Source organism: Pseudomonas sp. 06C 126 (genome assembly GCF_001855215.1).
GTDB classification, from domain to species: Bacteria; Pseudomonadota; Gammaproteobacteria; order Pseudomonadales; family Pseudomonadaceae; genus Aquipseudomonas; species Aquipseudomonas proteolytica.
The window spans coordinates 213,134-232,005 of the sequence record NZ_MIFU01000075.1 but is presented as its reverse complement, the minus strand read 5'-3'; the positions used below and the strand labels follow the sequence as shown (position 1 = coordinate 232,005).

Genomic DNA, 18,872 nt, shown 5'->3' with positions numbered 1-18,872 from the left:
CAATAGCCTCACCACGGTCTGCCAGATATACCGGGATGGCTGGTTTTGGGGCTGCGTTGCAACCCAGCGGGGGACAAGCCCCCTAGCCACAGGGGGGGGCAGCTGGCTTTTCGTGGCGAGCGGGCTTGCCCCGCGCTGGGCGGCAAAGCCGCCCCAATAGCCTCACCCCGTTCTGCCAGATATACCGAGGTGGCTGGTTTTGGGGTTGCTACGCAACCCAGCGGGGGACCCCCTCTCCGCAAGTCGGCATCGGCCAACACGTATCAAGACGTGTCGCCATGCAGCCGGTGGCCCGCCGCCTGATGCCCGGGCTAGTGCGCATTATCAAGCCGCAATCAGCCCACCATACCTCCAGGGTATCCCTTTAGACCTTATCCATATTGGACGCTCGCCACGCCACGCCTCAGCCTGAGGCCAATAACTATAAAGAGGCGCACCATGACCGTGCTATTGAGTGAGCGCAGCCAGATTTTCCAGGGTGCCGATGCCTATGCCGTGTCGGATTACGTCAATCAGCATGTGGGCAGCCACTGTATCCGCCTGCCACCCAAGGGCCGGCCCATGGCGAGTATCAGCCACCGGACTTTTTCCAGCCTGGACCTGTGCCGTATCAGCTACGGCGCGCCGGTGCAGGTCACGTCGGTGGCGCTGGAAACCATTTACCACCTGCAGATCCTGCTGACAGGCCACTGCCGCTCCAATTCCCGGGGTGAGGAGCTTATCTTCGGGCCGGGCGAGATCCTGCTGATCAATCCCGATGACCCGGTGGACCTGACCTATTCCGCCGATTGCGAAAAATTCATCATCAAGTTGCCGGTGCGCCTGCTGGAAAACGCTTGCCTGGCGCAGCACTGGACACTGCCCCAAGCGGGTATCCGGTTTGCCGCGGCGCGCCATGCGTTGAGTGAAATGGACGGCTTCCTACAGTTGCTCGGGTTGATCTGCCACGAGGCGGAAAACGCCGCCGAGCCGCAAGTACAAGGCCTGTACGAGCGGATCGTGGCCAATAAGCTGTTGGCGCTGTTGGCCTGTAACGTGTTGCGGGTGGTGCCCCAGGCGGGTCAAGGCGGCGGCTTCGAGGCGGTGCGCGAGTTTATCGAGGAGCACTTGAGCGAAGACATCTGCATCGAGCAACTGATGGCCGTGGCCAAGGTCAGCGAGCGTTCGCTGTATAGCCTGTTCGAGCGCCAGGTCGGCCTGTCGCCCCGTGACTATGTGCGTCGGCGCAAGTTGGAGCGGGTGCATGCGCGCCTGCAACTGACCAGCGCGCGTAGCGTGACCGAGGTGGCGCTGGACCATGGCTTTGTGCACTTGGGGCGTTTTTCCGAGGCCTATCGCAAACGCTTTGGCGAGCTGCCTTCGCAGACCTGGAAGCGCCATCGCTGAGCCGCTTGCGCCAGCCGGATACAGATTTGCAGGAAGTGGATATTGGGGCAGGGGACGAACACGTACGGTGAGGGCGCCTGATACAAGAACAACGGAGGGCCTGCCCCATGACCAGTACACTCGACCGCCTCGCCGTACAACTGCGCGAGTCCGTCCAGGAAGACCCCGCGACCGGGGTGTTTCGCTGCCGCCGCGACATTTTTACCGACCCCGACCTGTTTGCCCTCGAGATCAAGCACATCTTCGAAGGCGGTTGGATCTACCTGGCCCATGAAAGCCAAGTGGCCGAGATCAACGACTACTACACCACCTGGATCGGCCGCCAACCGGTGGTCATCACCCGCGACAAACAGGGCACCCTGCATGGCCTGGTCAACGCCTGTGCCCACCGTGGCGCCATGCTGTGCCGGCGCAAACAGGGGAACAAAGGCTCATTCACCTGCCCATTCCACGGCTGGACGTTCAGCAACGCCGGCAAGCTGCTCAAGGTCAAGGACGGGAAGACCGGCACCTACCCGGACAGCTTCGACTGCGAGGGTTCCCACGACCTCAAGCGCCTGGCGCGCTTTGAAAACTACCGCGGCTTTTTGTTCGGCAGCCTCAGCGAGGCGGTGCCGGAACTGAGCGATTACCTGGGCGAAACCCGAGTCATCATCGACCAGATGGTCGACCAGGCGCCCCTGGGCCTGGAGGTGCTGCGCGGCAGTTCGTCCTATGTCTACGACGGCAACTGGAAGCTGCAGATCGAGAACGGCGCCGATGGCTACCACGTCAGCTCCGTGCACTGGAACTACTCGGCAACCATGGGCCGGCGCAATTACGAGGCCGAAGGCACGCGCACCGTCGATGCCAATGGCTGGTCGAAAAGCCTGGGCGGGGTCTACGCCTTCGATCATGGGCATATCCTGCTGTGGACGCGCCTGCTCAACCCCGAGGTGCGGCCGGTACATGCCCACCGCGCGGCATTGGCCGAGCGCCTGGGTCAGGAACGCGCCGACTTTATCGTCGACCAGACCCGCAACCTGTGCCTCTACCCCAATGTGTACCTGATGGACCAGTTCTCCACGCAGATCCGCGTGGTGCGGCCGCTGGCGGTGGACAAAACCGAGGTGACGATCTATTGCATGGCGCCGATTGGCGAAAGCCCCCAGGAGCGGGCGACGCGGATCCGTCAGTACGAAGACTTCTTCAACGTCAGCGGCATGGGCACTCCAGATGACCTGGAAGAGTTCCGTGCCTGCCAGACCGGCTACCAGGGCGCGAGCACCTTGTGGAATGACCTGAGCCGGGGTGCCAAGCAGTGGGTCGAGGGGGCGGACGACAACGCCAGGGCCATGGGCATGCAGCCGCAATTGAGCGGGGTGAAGACCGAAGACGAAGGCTTGTTCGTACGCCAGCATGCGCATTGGGCCCAGAGCCTGCAGCGCGCGATCGAGCGTGAACAGCAAGGCCTGATCGCCAGCGACCGGGAGGTGCAGCCATGAGCCTGTCCCGTGAGCGCCTGCTGGACTTTCTCTACCGCGAAGCGCGCCTGCTGGATGACCGCCAATGGGATGAATGGCTGGCGTGTTATTCCCCCAAGGCGCAGTTCTGGATGCCCGCCTGGGATGACTACGACACCCTCACCGAAGACCCGCACAGCGAAATCTCGCTGATCTACTACCCCAGCCGTGACGGCCTGGAAGACCGCATCTTCCGCATCAAGACCGAGCGCTCCAGCGCCAGCACGCCCGAGCCACGCACCGTGCACATGCTGTGCAACCTCGAAGTGCTGGCCGACGATGGCGCCCAGGTCGAGCTGCGCTTCAATTGGCACACCCTCAGCCACCGCTACAAGACCACCGACAGCTACTTCGGCACCTCGTTCTATGCCTTGGATATACGCGGCGAGCAGCCGCTGATCACGCGCAAGAAGGTGGTGCTGAAAAACGATTACATCCACCAGGTCATCGACATCTACCACATCTGAGGACACCGCCATGACGTATGCCATTGCCCTGAACTTCGAAGATGGGGTGACCCGCTTCATCGACTGCAAGGTGGGAGAGAAAGTGCTCGACGCCGCCTTTCGCCAACGCATCAACCTGCCCATGGATTGCTCGGATGGCGTCTGCGGCACCTGCAAATGCCGCTGTGAAACCGGCGCCTACGACTTGGGCGACGACTATATCGAAGACGCCCTGAGCGCGGACGAAGCCCAGGAGCGCCAGGTACTGACCTGCCAGATGGTGCCGCAGTCCGATTGCGTGATTGCCGTGCCCGTGCCGTCCAGTGCGTGCAAGACCGGCACCACGCAGTTTGTCGCGACGCTGGCCGGCATTACCCGCCACGCCGATGCCGCACTGCAGGTGAGTTTCGAACTGGATCAGGCTCCGGTGTTTCTCCCAGGCCAGTACGTGAATATCGGCGTGCCCGACAGCGGGCAGACGCGCGCCTATTCATTCAGCAGCCGCCCTGGCGATACCCACGCCAGTTTCCTGATCAAGCATGTACCGGGCGGGTTGATGAGCGGTTGGCTGGAGCGTGCCCAGCCAGGCGATAGCGTAGCGATGACCGGGCCGTTGGGCAGTTTTTACCTGCGTGAGGTGCAGCGGCCGCTGCTGCTATTGGCCGGCGGCACCGGCCTGGCACCGTTTCTGTCGATGCTTGAAGTGCTGGCCCTGCGCGGGGAAACCCGGCCGATCACACTGATCTACGGCGTGACCCGGGATCAGGACCTGGTGCTGGTCGAGGCCCTGGAGGCCTTCGCCGGGCGGTTACCCAACCTCACGCTTGTCACCTGCGTGGCCGACCCGCAGACCGCGCACCCGCGCCAGGGCTATGTCACCCAGCATATGGCCAGCGACGTTCTCAATGGCGGCGATGTGGACGTTTACCTGTGCGGGCCACCGCCGATGGTTGATGCGGTGCGCCAGTACTTCAAGCAGATGGGTGTGACCCCAGCCAGTTTTCATTACGAGAAATTTACCCCCAACGTTGTCGCCAGCTCTGATGCGGCCTGAGGAAATCAGCATGACTCCACGTTTTGACGCCAAGGTTGCGCTGGTCACCGGTGCCGCCCAGGGCATCGGCCGGCGCGTTGCCGAACGGTTGCTTGGGGAGGGCGCCTGGGTGGTCGCCGTCGATCGCTCGGAACTGGTGCACGAGTTGCAGCACGCCCGGCTGCTGGCCCTGACCGCCGACCTTGAGCAGCATGCCGAGTGTGCCGAGGTAATGGCCGCCGCCAAGGTACGGTTTGGGCGCATCGACATTCTGATCAACAACGTCGGCGGGACCATCTGGGCCAAGCCCTTTGAGTACTACGAGGTGGCGCAAATCGAAGCCGAAGTGCGCCGCTCGTTGTTCCCCACCCTGTGGTGCTGCCATTGCGTGCTGCCCTACATGCTGGAGCAGGGCAGCGGCGCCATCGTCAATGTGTCTTCGGTCGCCACGCGCGGGATCAATCGCGTGCCCTATGGCGCGGCCAAGGGCGGGGTGAATGCCCTGACTGCCTGCCTGGCGCTGGAAACCGCTGGCAGTGGCATCCGCGTCAACGCCACCGCGCCCGGTGGCACCGAGGCACCGCCGCGGCGCATCCCGCGCAATAACCAGCCGCAGAGCGAGCAGGAGCGCGTGTGGTACCAGCAGGTCGTCGACCAGACCCTGGATAGCAGCCTGATGAAGCGCTACGCCAACATCGACGAACAAGTGGGCGCAATCCTGTTCCTGGCCTCTGACGAAGCCTCCTATATCACCGGCGTGACCTTGCCGGTAGGCGGTGGTGACCTCGGCTGATTCGCGTTTTACCTGCAGACATTGACGCACAACACCAAGCGGGCAGGGCGTCAGGCCCTGCTCGCTTGAGTGCATCTGGGGCCTGCGTCAGCGGCCCCTGATCGTCAGCCATAACCCGCCCCAACTGCCGAAGGGCAGCCAGGTGATATCACCGACGAATGTGTCGGCCAGTTGAGCGGGTTCTGACTCCAGGAGCCCCAGATTTCCCAGGACGCCGGAGGTTACGAACGAGAGCGTATTGGCATCACCGAGGTCGAACAGTCCAGAAAGCCCCTTTTGTGACGTCAGTGAGCTTTCAATGTAGTAAGCACTCGTGGCGAGGGCGGGCTTGGGCAGTACTTTTACCCAAAAGCGTTCAAGTCCCCGGCCCAGGCTGGACTGCTTCAGCGGGCTGATCACCGCCCTGGATGCCTTGCTGATCAGATCCCTGGCGACTGCCGGTAACGACCGTCCCAGGTACCCGGTCAACTGCGCTGCTTTGCCTGCCAGTGTTCCCAGGCCGCCTAATGCTCCGGTGCCCAGTGACACCCAGGCCAGGATGCTTGACGCGTCGGGGTCATTGTCTGCGACCAGCACGGAGGTGACGCCGGTGGCAAGCGAGGTCGCGGCAAGCCCGACAAGGGCCGCTGTCAGCAACAGCGAGGTACCGCCTGTCATTACTGCGGTCATCACGCCGATCCCACCCCATAGCAACGTGTTAATCAACGCTCCTTCTCCTCCCTTGAACCCCAACGGCTCTGGCAGCGTGTCCCCCCAGATCTCCCGTAGCCGCTTGTCCACGGAAAAGTGCCCAGTGGGGTCCTGATAATTCACGGGATCGCCTTCGGCACAGTAGGCATAGAGATTAGGCCCACCTTTGCCGAACGGGCTCAGTTCATCGGGGGCGTTAAAGCGCATGCTGGCGGCGTCATACCAGCGCACGCCCATCCCCAGGGGGTACTGGACGTCACTGTATTCACCGTTGAAGCCCAGCAGCGAGTCGGGCTCATCGGAAAAGTGTTCGCCATAGGCGGTGTAGGCGTGGTGCTTGAGGGTTTGTGCCTGTACGTCGTAGCTGGCCAATACGCTGCCACTCCTGTCCCGCAGCTCGAACAGTGTGCGCTCGACGCCTGAGCGCTTGACCCGTTGCGCGGTACAGGCGGTGCTGCCAGGGTTGAGGTTGCGGCTATTGGCGTTGGTCCCAGGCGAATAGTCGCCGCAGGCCTTGAGTCCGTCGTAGAGCACCTGTTGGGGGCCTGTGCCCTCATCACGGGTCATCAGGCGGCTGGCCGGATCGTAACGATAATGTGTGCTCCCGGCCCGGATCAGCCGGCCCAGCCAGTCATAGCTGTAGGTCTTGCCCGACTGGTCCTGGGTTAGCCGCCCGGCGGCGTCATAACTCAACGTGGCAGACGCGGTGTAATCCCCATGGCTGTTCATGACTTTGACCAAACGGTAGCCATTAAGCGCGTCGTAGGTGTAGGTGGCGGTGTTTTTCGCGGTGCCAAAGGTGGTCACGCAGGTGAGGACGTCACCCAGTGCATTGTAAGTAAATTCCTGCTTGTCGATGGCTTTGTGCGCGGGCGTCTTGGGCCGCCAGACGCCGGTGGTGGTACAGGACTTGAGGCGGCCTGCGGGGGTATAGGTCAGGCTGCGCGAGCCCAACACAGTGGCGCCCTGTTTCAACTGCACCGACTTGAGTTTGTCGTCGGCGTAGTAGGTATTTTCCAGCAGAAGGTCGACTTGGCCGCTGAGGGTGAAGTGGCGGCGGGTTTCGCGCTGCTGGGAGTCGTGGGTGTACTTCACAAGAAAGGTGACGGGTGACGCGGGCGCGAGGTTATAGGGCCCAGCAATGATTTCTTCGTTAAACCGCCCCTGGTCATCGTAGGAATGACTGGTGGTGAAATGAAAGTTGTTGGCCGCGTAGCGTTGCCCGGTCGAGCTATACGAGAACAGGGTCTGGTTGCCCAGCGCATCGGTGCTGTTGAGCAGCCGCGAACCCAGCGAGTGGGTGTAGAGCAGGTCCTTGCTCTGGCCGGGCGCGGTTTGCACATGCTGTCGGCTGACCCGCAGATAGAGGTCATGGTCGTATTGCAGTAAGCGGTCACCCTCGCTGGCCGTCGCAACATCTTGCATGCCAAAGGCATAGGCAAAAGACGTGTGTGCACTGGCGTCTGCGGTGCTGGTCTTGGCCAGGCGATTGCCCAACTCCTTGATGTAGTCATGCTTCAGGGCCTGGCCATCGGCGGTCAGCGTCGTTGCCGGCACATGGTTGGTACCGTCGTAGGTATAGGTTTCGGTGCTACTGCCTCGGGTCAGCGAAGTGACTCGCCCCCAGCTGTCAACGCTGCGCTTGCCCAGGATCTGTCGAGTGCCGCCCGTCTCGATCTCGATCTGCGTCGCGTCCAGTAACAGCCAATGCACTGGGTAGGTGTAGTGATAGGTGTAGACAAAGGGAAGGTCGAGCAGGCCCCGGCCTTTTTCGCTGTGTCTTTCTTTCAGCAGGCGGCCGGCGCTATCGAAGGTGTAGTCGAGGGTGGTGAAACCGAACTCGTTGTCGATTTTCAGTTGCTTGACGCGCTTGGACGGGGTGTAGCCAAACGTCTGGGTCTGGTAGACCTGGCCGGCCTGGTCTTTCCATTCAATCTTTTTGATAGTCTCGTCCACGTTGTAGGACGTTACGATTGCATGCTTGTCAGTGGCCGTGCCGGTCCATTGGGCGCGAGTCAGGGCGATGGGGTCGTACAGGTTGAAGGTCTGCCGGCCATCGCTGTAACGCTGGCTGCTGACCTCGTTCCAGTCGTCATAGTGCGCTTGCTGCCAGTGCACCAGTTGATTCCCGGCAGCGTCGTAATCGAACTCGGACCGGCGCAGTTCACGGCCCAGGCTGTCATAGGTGACGGCCTTGGTCTGCTTGCTCTGGTTACCCTGCAGCAGGTGCTCGCTGACCAATTGGTCCTGGCCGTCGTATTGGCTCAAGCGCGTCTGGCCGTTGGGGGCGGTGATCTTTATCTGGCCGGGGGCGGGATAGGCATAGGTGGTGACCTGACGATAGGTGGTGCTTTGGGCGCAGACGGTCAGGGTAATCAGTTGACCGAAGTTGTTGTAGGCGTACTCAGTCCGGTTGCCGTCGGCATCCACCTGGCGCACCAGGCGCCCACTGAGGGTGCTCTGGGTTTGCGACGAGGTTCGGGTTTTGCCGGTTTCATCGGTGTCGGTGATGGTGGTGGTCAACTCGGTGTTACCGGCCCCGCCCAGTACATAGCCAAAGGTACGCGCGGGGTCGGAAGCAATCGGTCGCTGGTCACCTGTCCCCAGCGTGCTACGGGTCAGTGTCTTCACGCGGCCCTTGCGAAAGTCGTCGCCTTCGAAGTACTCGATACGCTGGCCGATCAGCGCGGCGCCAGAACGGGCTGCAAAGGTGAGGCTTCCTTGTAAAGTGCTGCTGATTTTCGACTCGCGCAAGCCTGGTATGTCTTTGTAGGCGTGATACTTGAAACTTGAGACGTTCAGAAGCTCAGGCAGTAAGCCGGGCAACAGTTCTGGAATGAGTGCCAGCAGGCCTGGGTTCTCGACGATTTCGGTGTCCAGATAAGTTGAAGGAAACAACTCATTAGGGATTAACTGAATAGGGGTCCATGAGGTGTCGACTTCTTGGTTGGTCTGCTGGGTTGACGCTGATCGGATCAAACTCAGCAAGCTCAGCAATGTATTTTCGCTGTCTGAGGGGCCGTGACTCGAGCCCCCTGGAATCGCCACTGGGGCAGGAATGTAATCCAGTGCCGTGGTGATTCTTTCTTGCCGGTTTTTGACCAGCATGGAGTGAGCATTGAAGCGGTTTTCATTTTTTTCCTCCCTGCTTGTACCCGCCTTTGTATAGGTGGTGGAAATCGTGCGGCTAAGCAATTCTTCCTGCACCTGCATCGTGTATCTTTTTTCGGTTTTAGCCGCCCCCTGAACCAGGACTTGCGATGTGACGTCGTGTTTTGCGTTGTAGTTATAAGTCGTCGTGCGAATCGTCGGATCGCCCTCACGCACGATGGTGCGGTAGTTGTCTTCATCCTGGCGCTCATAGACATACCGGGTAATGACCGGCGTCCCGCCACCATTGGGGGTGCGGGTATGGGTGCTGACACAGGGCAACGCCGACAACTGGGGGTTGTCCGGGAAGGTCAGGCCGTTGTCCTCGTATTGCACCTGCTCCTGGAGCCCCTCGAAGTGGGTGATTTTGGTCAACAGCCAGCCACAGGTGGGGTGATCGTCGTACTCGAAACTGCTTTTGATAGTCGCACCCAGGCTGACGGATTTGAGTGCGTAATTTTCGATGGCCAGGGCGTAGTCCAGGGTTTCACTTGCGTCATCGGGCCAGAACGTCAGGTTGGCTGCGCTGATGACCGTCGCGGCATCGGGGTCGCCGGGGGTGTATTGCACCTTGAGCAGGCTGCGGGTGGCGTCGCGGATTTCGCTCAACTGGATCTGGTAATAGGTCTTGCCGTCAATGACATGGGGGGTATGCATCCAGCTCAGGGTCAGGCTGTTGTAACCATCGGTGGTCAGTGATTCGGGCACATAAATCCCTGTGTTCCCCACCGCCGCCAACACCTCCTTGCGGCCACCTCTGCGCTGGACCGTCAACTTGCCTGCACTCCATTGCGCAATAATCGCGGACTGCTTGAGATCTTTATCTTTTTCCATTGCCAACACTTCACCGGAATGCAGCGTGAGCTTCTTGTGGTGCTCGCTGAAAGTGGTCATGCAATAGAACCAGCCATCCCCCAGCGCGGCCTCGTTATTGACCACCGGCGTATTGTGCAGGCTCATTTCAATGACCGGTCCATTGCCGGCGTTGCCGATCACCGAGGGCAAGGGCACATAGACTTCAAATAGACCGGTGCGTGGGTCGACGACATTGCGCTTCTGGGTCGTCGCATTGAAGATCGGATCGTTTTCGTCGTCGGTTGGGTCGGTGCCCATAGGGTTATGCGCCATCATCCTCTCCTTGTGTGGGGTAGCCCTGTTTTTACCCAGAAACTACGGGCTCGGCGCCGAGGATGTAACTGTCATATTTCACAGTCGTTTATATCGTCTGGTAATAAAAGCGGGCGTTTTTAAAGCTGGATTTTGGAGAGGGGGCTGGTCTGAGCACTGTATCGCCCGGTGGGGCTAGGCAGAGGATCGCAATGTTCCAGGGTGATCCTTTTCTCCCGGGCTACAGCAGCTTGCCTGGTCAAAAACTCGGCTTCTTCAGGTGAACCTCAGACCGCCGCCCGGTTACGGTCACTTCGCCACCGCCGACATCAGCAACTTGCGAATCTCCCCGGTAATCGCGCTTTTGGTGCCTTGCTCCAAAATCCCCACACGGCGTACCGCCAGATCACCCGGCAGCGGTAATACGCGCAGGCTGGGGTCTTTGTGCCAGTCAAAGTTCTTCAGCAGCGGCACGATCGCCACGCCAACTTGCTGGCGCACCAGGTCGGCGATGCCGATGATCGAGTTCAGTTCGAGGATTTCCAGCGGTTCGACCGATTCGCTCTTGATGATCGACTGCACCTTGCGGCCTACCGCGGTGGAGCGGTCATAGCGAATGAACGGCTGGGTCCTGAGCAATTCCACAGCGTCGTCGATGCCGGCGGTCTGGGCGGTGTTGGCGAGCATGACGATGGGCTCGTTGTAGAGCAGGGTCCAGCTCAATCCATCGAAGTTCTGCCGCGCCGTCTCGATCAGCAATGCCGCGTCGAGCTTGGCGGCGTGGACCAGGTTGACCACTTCGTCGGAGCGGGCGGTCATCAGGTTGACCGATATGCGCGGGTGCAGCTTTTTCAGTTGCACCAGGCAATTGGCGAGCAGGCCCATGCCGGAGGTAATGCCGCCGATGGACACTTCACCCTCCATGGCCATGCCATCGGGCGCCTCGGCAATCATTTGCTCGTAGTCCGCCAACAGGCGCTTGGCCTTGGGCAGCAACAACACGCCATCACGGCTCAGCTTGATCTGCCGCTGGCTACGGTCGAACAGCGGTCGGCGCATCTCTTCTTCGAGGGCGCGCATTTGCTGGCCGACGGCGGCGTTGGTGAGGGCCACACGGTCGGCGGCGGCGGCAAAGCTGCCGTACTCGGCGACGGCGATAAACGTCTTGAAGAAACGAATGTTGCTCATGGGTAGGCCCGCGCTCATGGGTACGCCGGCATCGTAAAGCTTTTGTTTACTCTGGTTAAAGTTAAATTAGTTTTTCTTTTTATAGTGCTCGACCAATACTCAAGTCCGAACTGACTCGGCGAACTTTCCAAATGAGCAATCCAGATATCAGCCCTGAAGACGCAGCATTACGTGCGGCAAAAAACGTGTATCACCTCGGCGCCACCACCGTGTACTCCCACTATGAGGACAGCCGGTTTGCCTACACCCTTTATGTGCCTGAAAGCATCGAGGACCGCACCCGGCCGGTAGACCTGGTGGTTTCGCTGCACGGCTCGACCCGCGCGATGGAGATTTACCGCAATGGTTTCGCGGAATTTGGCCGCTGGAACGATTGTGTGATCCTGTCGCCGCTGTTCCCGGTCGGCGTGTTGGGCGACGGCAATGGTGATGGCTACAAGCAGATGGTCGAAGGCGATATCCGTTACGACCAAGTGCTACTCGACATGATTGCCAGCGTTGGCAAGCGCTACGGTCGCAGCTTCGATACCTTTGCACTGTTCGGCTATTCCGGTGGTGGGCAATTCACCCATCGCTTCTGCTACCTGCACCCCGAAAAACTCTGGGCGGCGTCCATCGGCGCACCGGGTTCGGTGACCCTGCTCGATGCCGATCAGGACTGGTGGGTCGGCGTGCGGGACTTTGCCACGCGCTTTGGCAAACCGTTGAACCTGCCAGCCTTGCAGCGGTTGCCCGTGCATATGGTGGTGGGTGATTCAGACCTCGAAACCTGGGAAATTACCCACCGTGAAGGCGGTAAACACTTCATGGCCGGTGCCAACGCTGCCGGGCGTACGCGACCCGAGCGCCTGGCTACCTTGAAGGCCAGCTTCGAGGCCGCCGGTGTGCAGGTGCACTTTGACCTGCTGCCCAACGTCGCGCACCAGGGCATCAAGGCCATGCCGGCTGCCCAGGACTTTTTCGCCAAGGTGTTGCGCCACAAGCGCAGCCTGGGCTGATACACCGCAAGTGATGCACTCAGAACAGACCGCATAACAATAACCAAGGATTCACTCATTCTGATGCCGGTCCTGCCTTGGCTCCCGCCACTGACCGGAAAATTCCTTCAAGGAGTCTTTCTCCCGTGAATAGTTACGTAAAGACGGCATTGGCCGTCGTAATGTCGGCGTGCACCGTCTCCATGGCCGTTGCCCAGGACAAGGTCATCAGCGTTGGGATCAACGGTGATATCCGCAGCACCGACCCTGGCGTTAACCGCGACGACAACACCGACGCGGTGATGATGCATCTCGTCGAAGGGTTGGTGGCGTACCGTGAAGACACCAGCATCGCCCCGATGCTAGCCAGCGCGGTTGACGTGTCGGCGGATGGCCTGCGCTACACCTTTACCCTGCGTGACGGCGTGCACTTTCACAACGGCCAGCTATTGACGGCCAAGGACGTGCAATGGACCTGGCAGCGCTACCTGGACCCCAAGACCCAGTGGCGCTGCCTGGCGGAGTTCGATGGGCGCGGTGCGGCCAAGATCGTTGATATCGCCAGCCCCGACCCGAAAACCGTGGTGTTCACCCTGGATCAAGCCAATGGCTTGTTCCTGGCTGCCATGGCCCGCCCGGATTGCGCGGGCAGCGGCATCCTGCACCCAGACTCCCTGGCCGCCGATGGCAGTTGGCGCGCACCGATTGGCACTGGCCCGTTCACCCTGGGCAAATGGCAGAAGGGCCAGTACGTCGAACTGGATCGCTTCAAGCAATACACCCCACGCGCCGAAGACAAGGCGGACGGTTACACCGGCAACAAGCAGGCGTTTGTCGACACCGTGCGGTTTGAGGTGATCCCCGATTCGGCCTCGGCCAAGGCGGCGCTGCTGTCGGGTGGCGTGGACCTGCTGCCGGACGTGACCGCAATGGATGCCGCACAACTCAAGCAGGTCAAGAACCTGCAGATCCAGGTCAGCCCGATCATGACCATCAGCGGGCTGTTGTTCCAGACCCGCGACCCGCTGCTCAAGGACGTGCGCATCCGTCGCGCCGTGGCGTTGTCCCTGGATTACGCGCAGATGGTGGCGGCGTTGTCCGATGGTTTATCGGTGGTCAACAACTCAATCATTCCCACTGCGAGTCCGTACTACGACAGCACCGCGCACCAGGGCTATACCTACAACCTCGACGAGGCCCGGAGCCTGCTGAAGGAAGCCGGCTACCGCGGTGAAAAAATCCGCATGCTGGTCAACAAGCGCTACCCGCAGATGTTCGACATGGGCTTGCTCAGCCAGGCCATGACCCAGGCGGCAGGGCTGAACATCGAGATGGAAACCCTGGAGTGGGGCACACAGTTGGAGCGTTACCAGACCGGTAGCTACCAGATGATGTCGTTCTCCTACTCGGGACGTTTTGATGCGGCACAAAGCTACGAGTCGGTGATCGGCGACAAGGCCAAGGAACCGCGTAAGGTCTGGGACAACCCCCAAGCCCTGGCCATCTTGCGTGAGGCCCAGCGTGAAGTTGACCCAGCCAAGCGCCAGCCACTGTTCGACCAGCTGCACACGCTGATGCTCAAGGATGTACCCATGGTAGTTATCTACAACGGCACTGCCATCGGCGCCATGGGCAAGCGCGTCGAGGGGTATCGTTCCTGGCCGGTTGCCAAGCCGCGCCTGTGGGGCGTGAAGCTGGCCGACACTTCCAAGTAAGGCGTAGCGCTATGTTTCGATTCATATTGCACAGGCTCGGCATGGCGGTGCCGACCCTGTTGCTGATCTCGGTGATTGTGTTTGCCTTGATCCGCCTGATCCCCGGCGACCCGGCACTCTTGATGCTCGGCGACATGGCCGACCCGCAAAGCCTGGCCGATATGCGCAGCAGCCTGGGGCTTGACCACTCAGTGGTGACCCAGTACCTGATCTGGATCAAGTCGGTGCTCAGTGGCGACCTCGGCGTGTCCATCAGCAGCCGCCAGCCGGTGTTGGAGTTGCTGCTCGAGCGCTTCAGCGTCAGTGCAACCGTGGTGCTGGTGGCGGTATTGCTGGCGACCCTGCTTGCAGTGCCAGTGGGTTTGCTCGCAGCCTGGAAGCAAAACAGCGCGATGGACCTGGGCCTGGTGGCGACGGCAACGTTGTTGCTGTCGGTCCCCAGCTTCTGGTTGGGTCTGTTGCTGCTGTATGTCTTCGGCATTCAATTGGGCTGGTTGCCGGTGATCGGTTACGTCGGCTTTGCGACCGACCCGATGAAAGCGCTGACCTACGTGGTGCTGCCGATCATCACCCTGACGCTGGTGGAGTTCGGGGCCATTGCCCGGATGGCACGGGCCAGCACCATTGAGGTGCTACGCCTGGAGTACATCGCCCATGCCCGGGCCAAGGGGTTGTCGGAAGGCGCGGTGCTGTGCAGGCACGCCTTGCGCAACGCGTTTGCACCGACCTGGACCCTGATTGGCCTGATCCTTGGCAACTTGCTGGGCGGCATTGCGGTGCTGGAAACGGTGTTCACCCTGCCAGGTATCGGCCGGTTGATGGTCGATGCGATCTTCTCCCGCGACTACCCGGTGTTGCAGGGTTGCCTGCTGCTGGTCACCTGTATCTATGTGTTGGTCAACCTGTTGGTGGATCTGCTGTATCCGCTGTTCGATCCAAGGGTGAAGCTATGAACCTCAAGACTCCTGCCTTGCCCACCGTGGCAGCGGTTCCGCCCCGGCGGCGCCGGCGTTACCCGCCGCTGAACGCCCTGATCGGCACCAGCCTGCTCGCGGCACTGGTGTTGCTGGCATTGCTCGGCGTGGTGTGGACACCTTATGACCCGCTCAAATTGGACCTGCTCTCACGCCTGCACGCACCGAGCGCCGTGCACTGGCTGGGTACCGACGAATTTGGCCGCGATGTGTTCAGCCGCCTGATCATTGGTGCGCGTACCAGCCTGTGGATCAGCCTGCTCTCGGTCAGCGTAGCGGTGATCTGCGGCACGCTGATCGGCATGCTCGCCGGTTACCTGCGCGGCTGGACCGACCGGGTGCTGATGATGCTCAACGATGCGTTGCTGGCATTCCCCGGCATCCTTATGGCCCTGGGCATCATGGCAATTGTCGGCGCCAGCCAGTACGGCATCGTGCTCGCCCTGGGTATCGCCTACACCCCTTCGGTGGTGCGGGTGGTACGTGGCAGCGTGCTGTCGCTGCGTGAGTTGGAGTTCATCGAGGCCTCGCGGGTGATCGGCAACTCCGAGCTGTACACCATGTTCCGTCACATCACCCCCAACTGCCTGGCGCCGCTGTGTGTCTTGGCCACCAGCATGTTTGGCTGGGCGTTGCTCTCGGAGAGTGCGCTGAGTTTCCTCGGTCTTGGGGTTCCACCGCCGGCCGCCACCTGGGGCAGCATGCTCTCGGCCAGCCGCACTTATATCTCGACGGCGCCGTGGCTGGGGATCTTCCCGGGCATCTTTATCAGCCTGACGTTGCTGGCTATCAATCTGTTCGGCGATGCCTTGCGTGATCGTCTCGACCCGCGCATGAGGAAATGAGCATGAGCGCTCCAGTGCCTTTACTGGCCGTTGAAAACCTACAGATTCGCGTCGGCGTGGACGGTCCGCTGGCCGTCGATGACTTCAGCTTCACCATGGCCCCCGGCGAGATCGTCGCACTGGTGGGCGAGTCGGGCAGCGGCAAGACCATGGCCGCGCGCGCTGCCATTGGTTTGCTGCCAGCACCGATGCAGGTGTGCGGTGGGCGCATCATCTTCCAGGGCCAGGCCCTGGACAGCAGCAATGCCAAGGCCATGCGTGAAGTGCGTGGCGCACGGATCGGCATGGTGTTCCAGGAGCCGATGGTCTCGCTCAACCCCGCGCTGACCATTGGCCGGCAGATGAGCGAGGCACTCAAACTGCATACCACGCTGGATGCGGCGACGATCCGTGAGCGCTGCATCGCCATGCTGCAACGCATCGGCATCAAGGGCGCCGAAAAGTGTCTGGCGTCCTACCCGCACCAATTCTCCGGTGGCATGCGCCAACGCATCATGCTGGCCTCGGTGATGCTGCTGCGTCCGGCGCTGCTGATTGCCGACGAACCCACCACGGCCCTGGATTGCCTGGCGCAACTGGACGTGATCGAGTTAATGCTGGAACTGACCCGCGAGCAGGGTACCGCGATTCTGTTTATCAGCCACGACCTGTCTTTGGTCGCGCGTTATGCCCACAAAGTCGTGGTGATGCGCTCGGGCAAGGCGGTAGAGCAGGGCCGTATCGAAGACATCCTCTTTGCCCCCAAGGCCGAATACACCCGGCAATTGCTCGAAGCGCTGCCACGGCGCGGGGAACTGGTGCCCGTGCCGGCGGCCGACAGCGCGTTGTTGCAGGTCCGGGATGTGTGTATCGAACACCCGGGGCCGCGCAGCTTCTGGGGGCGTAGCGTGCCCAAGCGCGTGGTGCACTCGGTGAACCTGAGTATCGCGCCGGGCGAGACCCTGGCCCTGGTCGGTGGCAGCGGTTCGGGCAAGACCACCCTCGGGCGTGCGGTCGTCGGCTTGGTCAACCCCTGTGCCGGGGCAATCCTGTTCCAGGGCGTGGATATCCTCAAGGCCGCCAATCGGGCACATCGCCTGCAATGCCAGATGATCTTCCAGGACCCGTATTCGTCCCTCGACCCGCGCATGACTGTGGGCCAGATCCTCGCCGAACCGCTGCGCCATGAACCCGCCCTGACGGCTGCGCAAAAGCGCCAGCGGGTCACCGACACCCTGGTCGATGTGGGCTTGCCCGAACAGTTTCGCGAGCGTTTTGCCCACCAACTTTCCGGTGGTCAGCGCCAGCGCGTGGCGATTGGCCGGGCGTTGGTGCGCCGGCCCAAGCTGGTGATTGCCGACGAGCCGATTTCGGCACTGGACATGACCATCCAGAAGCAGATCCTCGAACTGTTCGAGCGCTTGCAACGCCAATACGGCTTTGCCTGCCTGTTCATTTCCCACGATCTTTCGGCGGTGGAACGCATCGCCCACCGTGTGGCGGTGATGAACCAGGGCGAGGTGGTCGAAATGGGCCCGCGTGACACGATTTTCGACGCCCCACAACACCCTTACACCCGTCGGCTACTCGCCGCGGCCAGCCCCTTGGAGAAACGTGCGGACGGCAGTTACCGCCTCCGTGCCAGCGTGATTTAGGTACTGCTGCACCCCAGGCCACGGCATTAAACCCAACCCTTCGCAAATCGACGATTTGCGAAGCGGGCGAAGCCATGGCCGAAGAAAACAAAAACAACCCCACTCAACCTGTCTGCCAGGAACCTACACATGAATAACCGCATCAACAAAGTTGTCGCCAGTGCCAGCGTCATGGGCGCCGGTTTCATGCCCTTGTTTGCCCAGGCCGACTTCGTCGCCGACAGCAAAGCGGCGCTGGAGTTGAAGAACTACTACTTCAACCGCGACTACCGCGAGTCCAGCGGGCAGAACAAGCGTGCCGAATGGGCGCAGGGTTTTATCCTCAAGATCGAGTCGGGCTTTACCGACGGTACCGTGGGTTTTGGCCTGGACGCGGTGGGTATGTTGGGCATCAAGCTCGATTCGAGCCCGGACAACTCCGGCACCGGGCTGCTGGCACGCTCCAGCATGGCCGAGCCAGGCTCCCCCAGCTACGCCCGCCGCGCCCATGACAACTACTCAAAACTGGGCCTCACCGGCAAGGCGCGCCTGGCCAAAAGCGAGTTGCGCGTGGGTTACATGGTGCCTGACCTGCCGACGCTGCAACCGAACCTGAGCCGCCTGTTCCCGCAGAGTTTCAGCGGTACCGCAGTGACCTCCAAGGACATCGACAAGCTGACACTGAGCGCGGGCCAACTGGACCAGGTCAAGCAGCGCGACTCAACCCATTACGAGGATATGGGGCTTACCAGCCAGTACGGCGCCTACAAAAGCAGCGCCAAGAGCGATGAGTTCCGCTACGCCGGCGGCGAGTACGCACTCACGCCGACGACCTTTGTGACCTATCAGTTCGCGCAACTGGAAAGCCTGTACCAACAGCATTACCTGGGCTTGAAAAACAGCTTCAAGTGGGGCCCGGGCACGTTCAAGACCGATATCCGCTACTTCAGCGCCAGTGAAGACGCTGCAGGCCTGGCCGGCAAGGTGGACAACCGGGCGTTGAGCACGCGCATCGGCTATGGCCTCTACGGCCACAACCTCAGCGGCGGTTACCAGGAACAGTACGGCTCGACACCGTTCACCTATGTGGACGGCACCAACACCTACCTGTTCACCGAGTATCAACTGGCCAACTTCTCCCAGACGGGCGAGCGCGTGTGGCATGCCCGCTATGACTATGACTTCGCCTCGCTGGGCATTCCGGGCCTGCTGTTCTCGACGCGTTATGCCAAGGGCGACAACGCCAAGGTCATCGGCTTCAACGGCGAAGGGCGCGAGTGGGAGAGGGACTTGAGCCTCGGCTATGTGGTGCAGAGCGGCACGTTCAAGGATGTTTCGCTGCGTTGGCAGAACGCCAGCGCGACGAGCAACTTCGCCCGTGACACCAACGAAAACAGAGTGATCCTGGGCTACACCGTGGCGCTCTGGTAGCGGTAATGGCGTGCAACAGGAA

General features: G+C 61.2%; 13 protein-coding genes. 11 read left to right on the top strand and 2 right to left on the bottom strand.

What is annotated here, in order from left to right; all coding sequences use genetic code 11:
* Positions 1 to 438: 438 nt before the first annotated feature.
* The 5 genes from BHC62_RS10180 (at position 439) to BHC62_RS10160 (ending at position 5,160) form a co-directional block, all read left to right on the top strand.
* Positions 439 to 1,386: an AraC family transcriptional regulator gene (locus BHC62_RS10180; RefSeq protein WP_070994936.1), complete on the top strand. Its 948-nt coding sequence runs from the start codon at positions 439 to 441 to the stop codon at positions 1,384 to 1,386.
* A 107-nt stretch (positions 1,387 to 1,493) separates the two neighbouring features.
* Positions 1,494 to 2,870 (top strand): Rieske 2Fe-2S domain-containing protein, encoded by a 1,377-nt coding sequence (locus BHC62_RS10175; RefSeq protein WP_070994935.1) that lies wholly within the window; start codon positions 1,494 to 1,496, stop codon positions 2,868 to 2,870.
* Positions 2,867 to 3,355 (top strand): benzoate 1,2-dioxygenase small subunit, encoded by a 489-nt coding sequence (benB, locus tag BHC62_RS10170; protein ID WP_070994934.1) that lies wholly within the window; start codon positions 2,867 to 2,869, stop codon positions 3,353 to 3,355. The genes BHC62_RS10175 and benB overlap by 4 nt, the downstream gene beginning before the upstream one ends.
* 10 nt (positions 3,356 to 3,365) lie before the next feature.
* Positions 3,366 to 4,388, top strand: a complete 1,023-nt coding sequence (gene benC, locus BHC62_RS10165) for a benzoate 1,2-dioxygenase electron transfer component BenC (RefSeq protein WP_070994933.1) — start codon at positions 3,366 to 3,368, stop codon at positions 4,386 to 4,388.
* A gap of 10 nt (positions 4,389 to 4,398) precedes the next feature.
* Positions 4,399 to 5,160: a 1,6-dihydroxycyclohexa-2,4-diene-1-carboxylate dehydrogenase gene (locus BHC62_RS10160; protein ID WP_029290639.1), complete on the top strand. Its 762-nt coding sequence runs from the start codon at positions 4,399 to 4,401 to the stop codon at positions 5,158 to 5,160.
* A gap of 87 nt (positions 5,161 to 5,247) precedes the next feature.
* Here the strand turns inward: BHC62_RS10160 and BHC62_RS10155 are convergent, their stop codons facing one another.
* Together BHC62_RS10155 and BHC62_RS10150 are read right to left on the bottom strand one after the other, a co-directional pair.
* Complete coding sequence (locus BHC62_RS10155) at positions 5,248 to 10,128, bottom strand: RHS repeat-associated core domain-containing protein (RefSeq protein ID WP_070994932.1); 4,881 nt, start codon at positions 10,126 to 10,128, stop codon at positions 5,248 to 5,250.
* A 288-nt stretch (positions 10,129 to 10,416) separates the two neighbouring features.
* Positions 10,417 to 11,295: a LysR family transcriptional regulator gene (locus tag BHC62_RS10150; protein WP_029290644.1), complete on the bottom strand. Its 879-nt coding sequence runs from the start codon at positions 11,293 to 11,295 to the stop codon at positions 10,417 to 10,419.
* Positions 11,296 to 11,426: 131 nt separating this feature from the next.
* On the opposite strand from BHC62_RS10150, the gene BHC62_RS10145 reads away from it, so the two are divergent.
* From BHC62_RS10145 to BHC62_RS10120, 6 genes are all read left to right on the top strand, one after another.
* Positions 11,427 to 12,293 carry a hydrolase gene (locus BHC62_RS10145; RefSeq protein WP_070994931.1) on the top strand — a complete coding sequence of 289 codons (867 nt, stop codon included), beginning with the start codon at positions 11,427 to 11,429 and terminating at the stop codon, positions 12,291 to 12,293.
* 125 nt (positions 12,294 to 12,418) lie between these two features.
* Positions 12,419 to 13,987: an ABC transporter substrate-binding protein gene (locus tag BHC62_RS10140; RefSeq protein ID WP_070994930.1), complete on the top strand. Its 1,569-nt coding sequence runs from the start codon at positions 12,419 to 12,421 to the stop codon at positions 13,985 to 13,987.
* 11 nt (positions 13,988 to 13,998) lie between these two features.
* Positions 13,999 to 14,940: an ABC transporter permease gene (locus BHC62_RS10135; RefSeq protein WP_070994929.1), complete on the top strand. Its 942-nt coding sequence runs from the start codon at positions 13,999 to 14,001 to the stop codon at positions 14,938 to 14,940.
* Entirely contained in the window at positions 14,937 to 15,806 is an 870-nt protein-coding gene (locus BHC62_RS10130; protein ID WP_070994928.1) for an ABC transporter permease, read from the top strand. The genes BHC62_RS10135 and BHC62_RS10130 overlap by 4 nt, the downstream gene beginning before the upstream one ends.
* A 2-nt stretch (positions 15,807 to 15,808) precedes the next feature.
* Positions 15,809 to 17,440, top strand: coding sequence for an ABC transporter ATP-binding protein (locus BHC62_RS10125; RefSeq protein WP_070994927.1), 1,632 nt, complete (start codon positions 15,809 to 15,811; stop codon positions 17,438 to 17,440).
* 129 nt (positions 17,441 to 17,569) lie between these two features.
* Positions 17,570 to 18,850: an OprD family porin gene (locus tag BHC62_RS10120; protein WP_070994926.1), complete on the top strand. Its 1,281-nt coding sequence runs from the start codon at positions 17,570 to 17,572 to the stop codon at positions 18,848 to 18,850.
* Positions 18,851 to 18,872 lie beyond the last annotated feature (22 nt).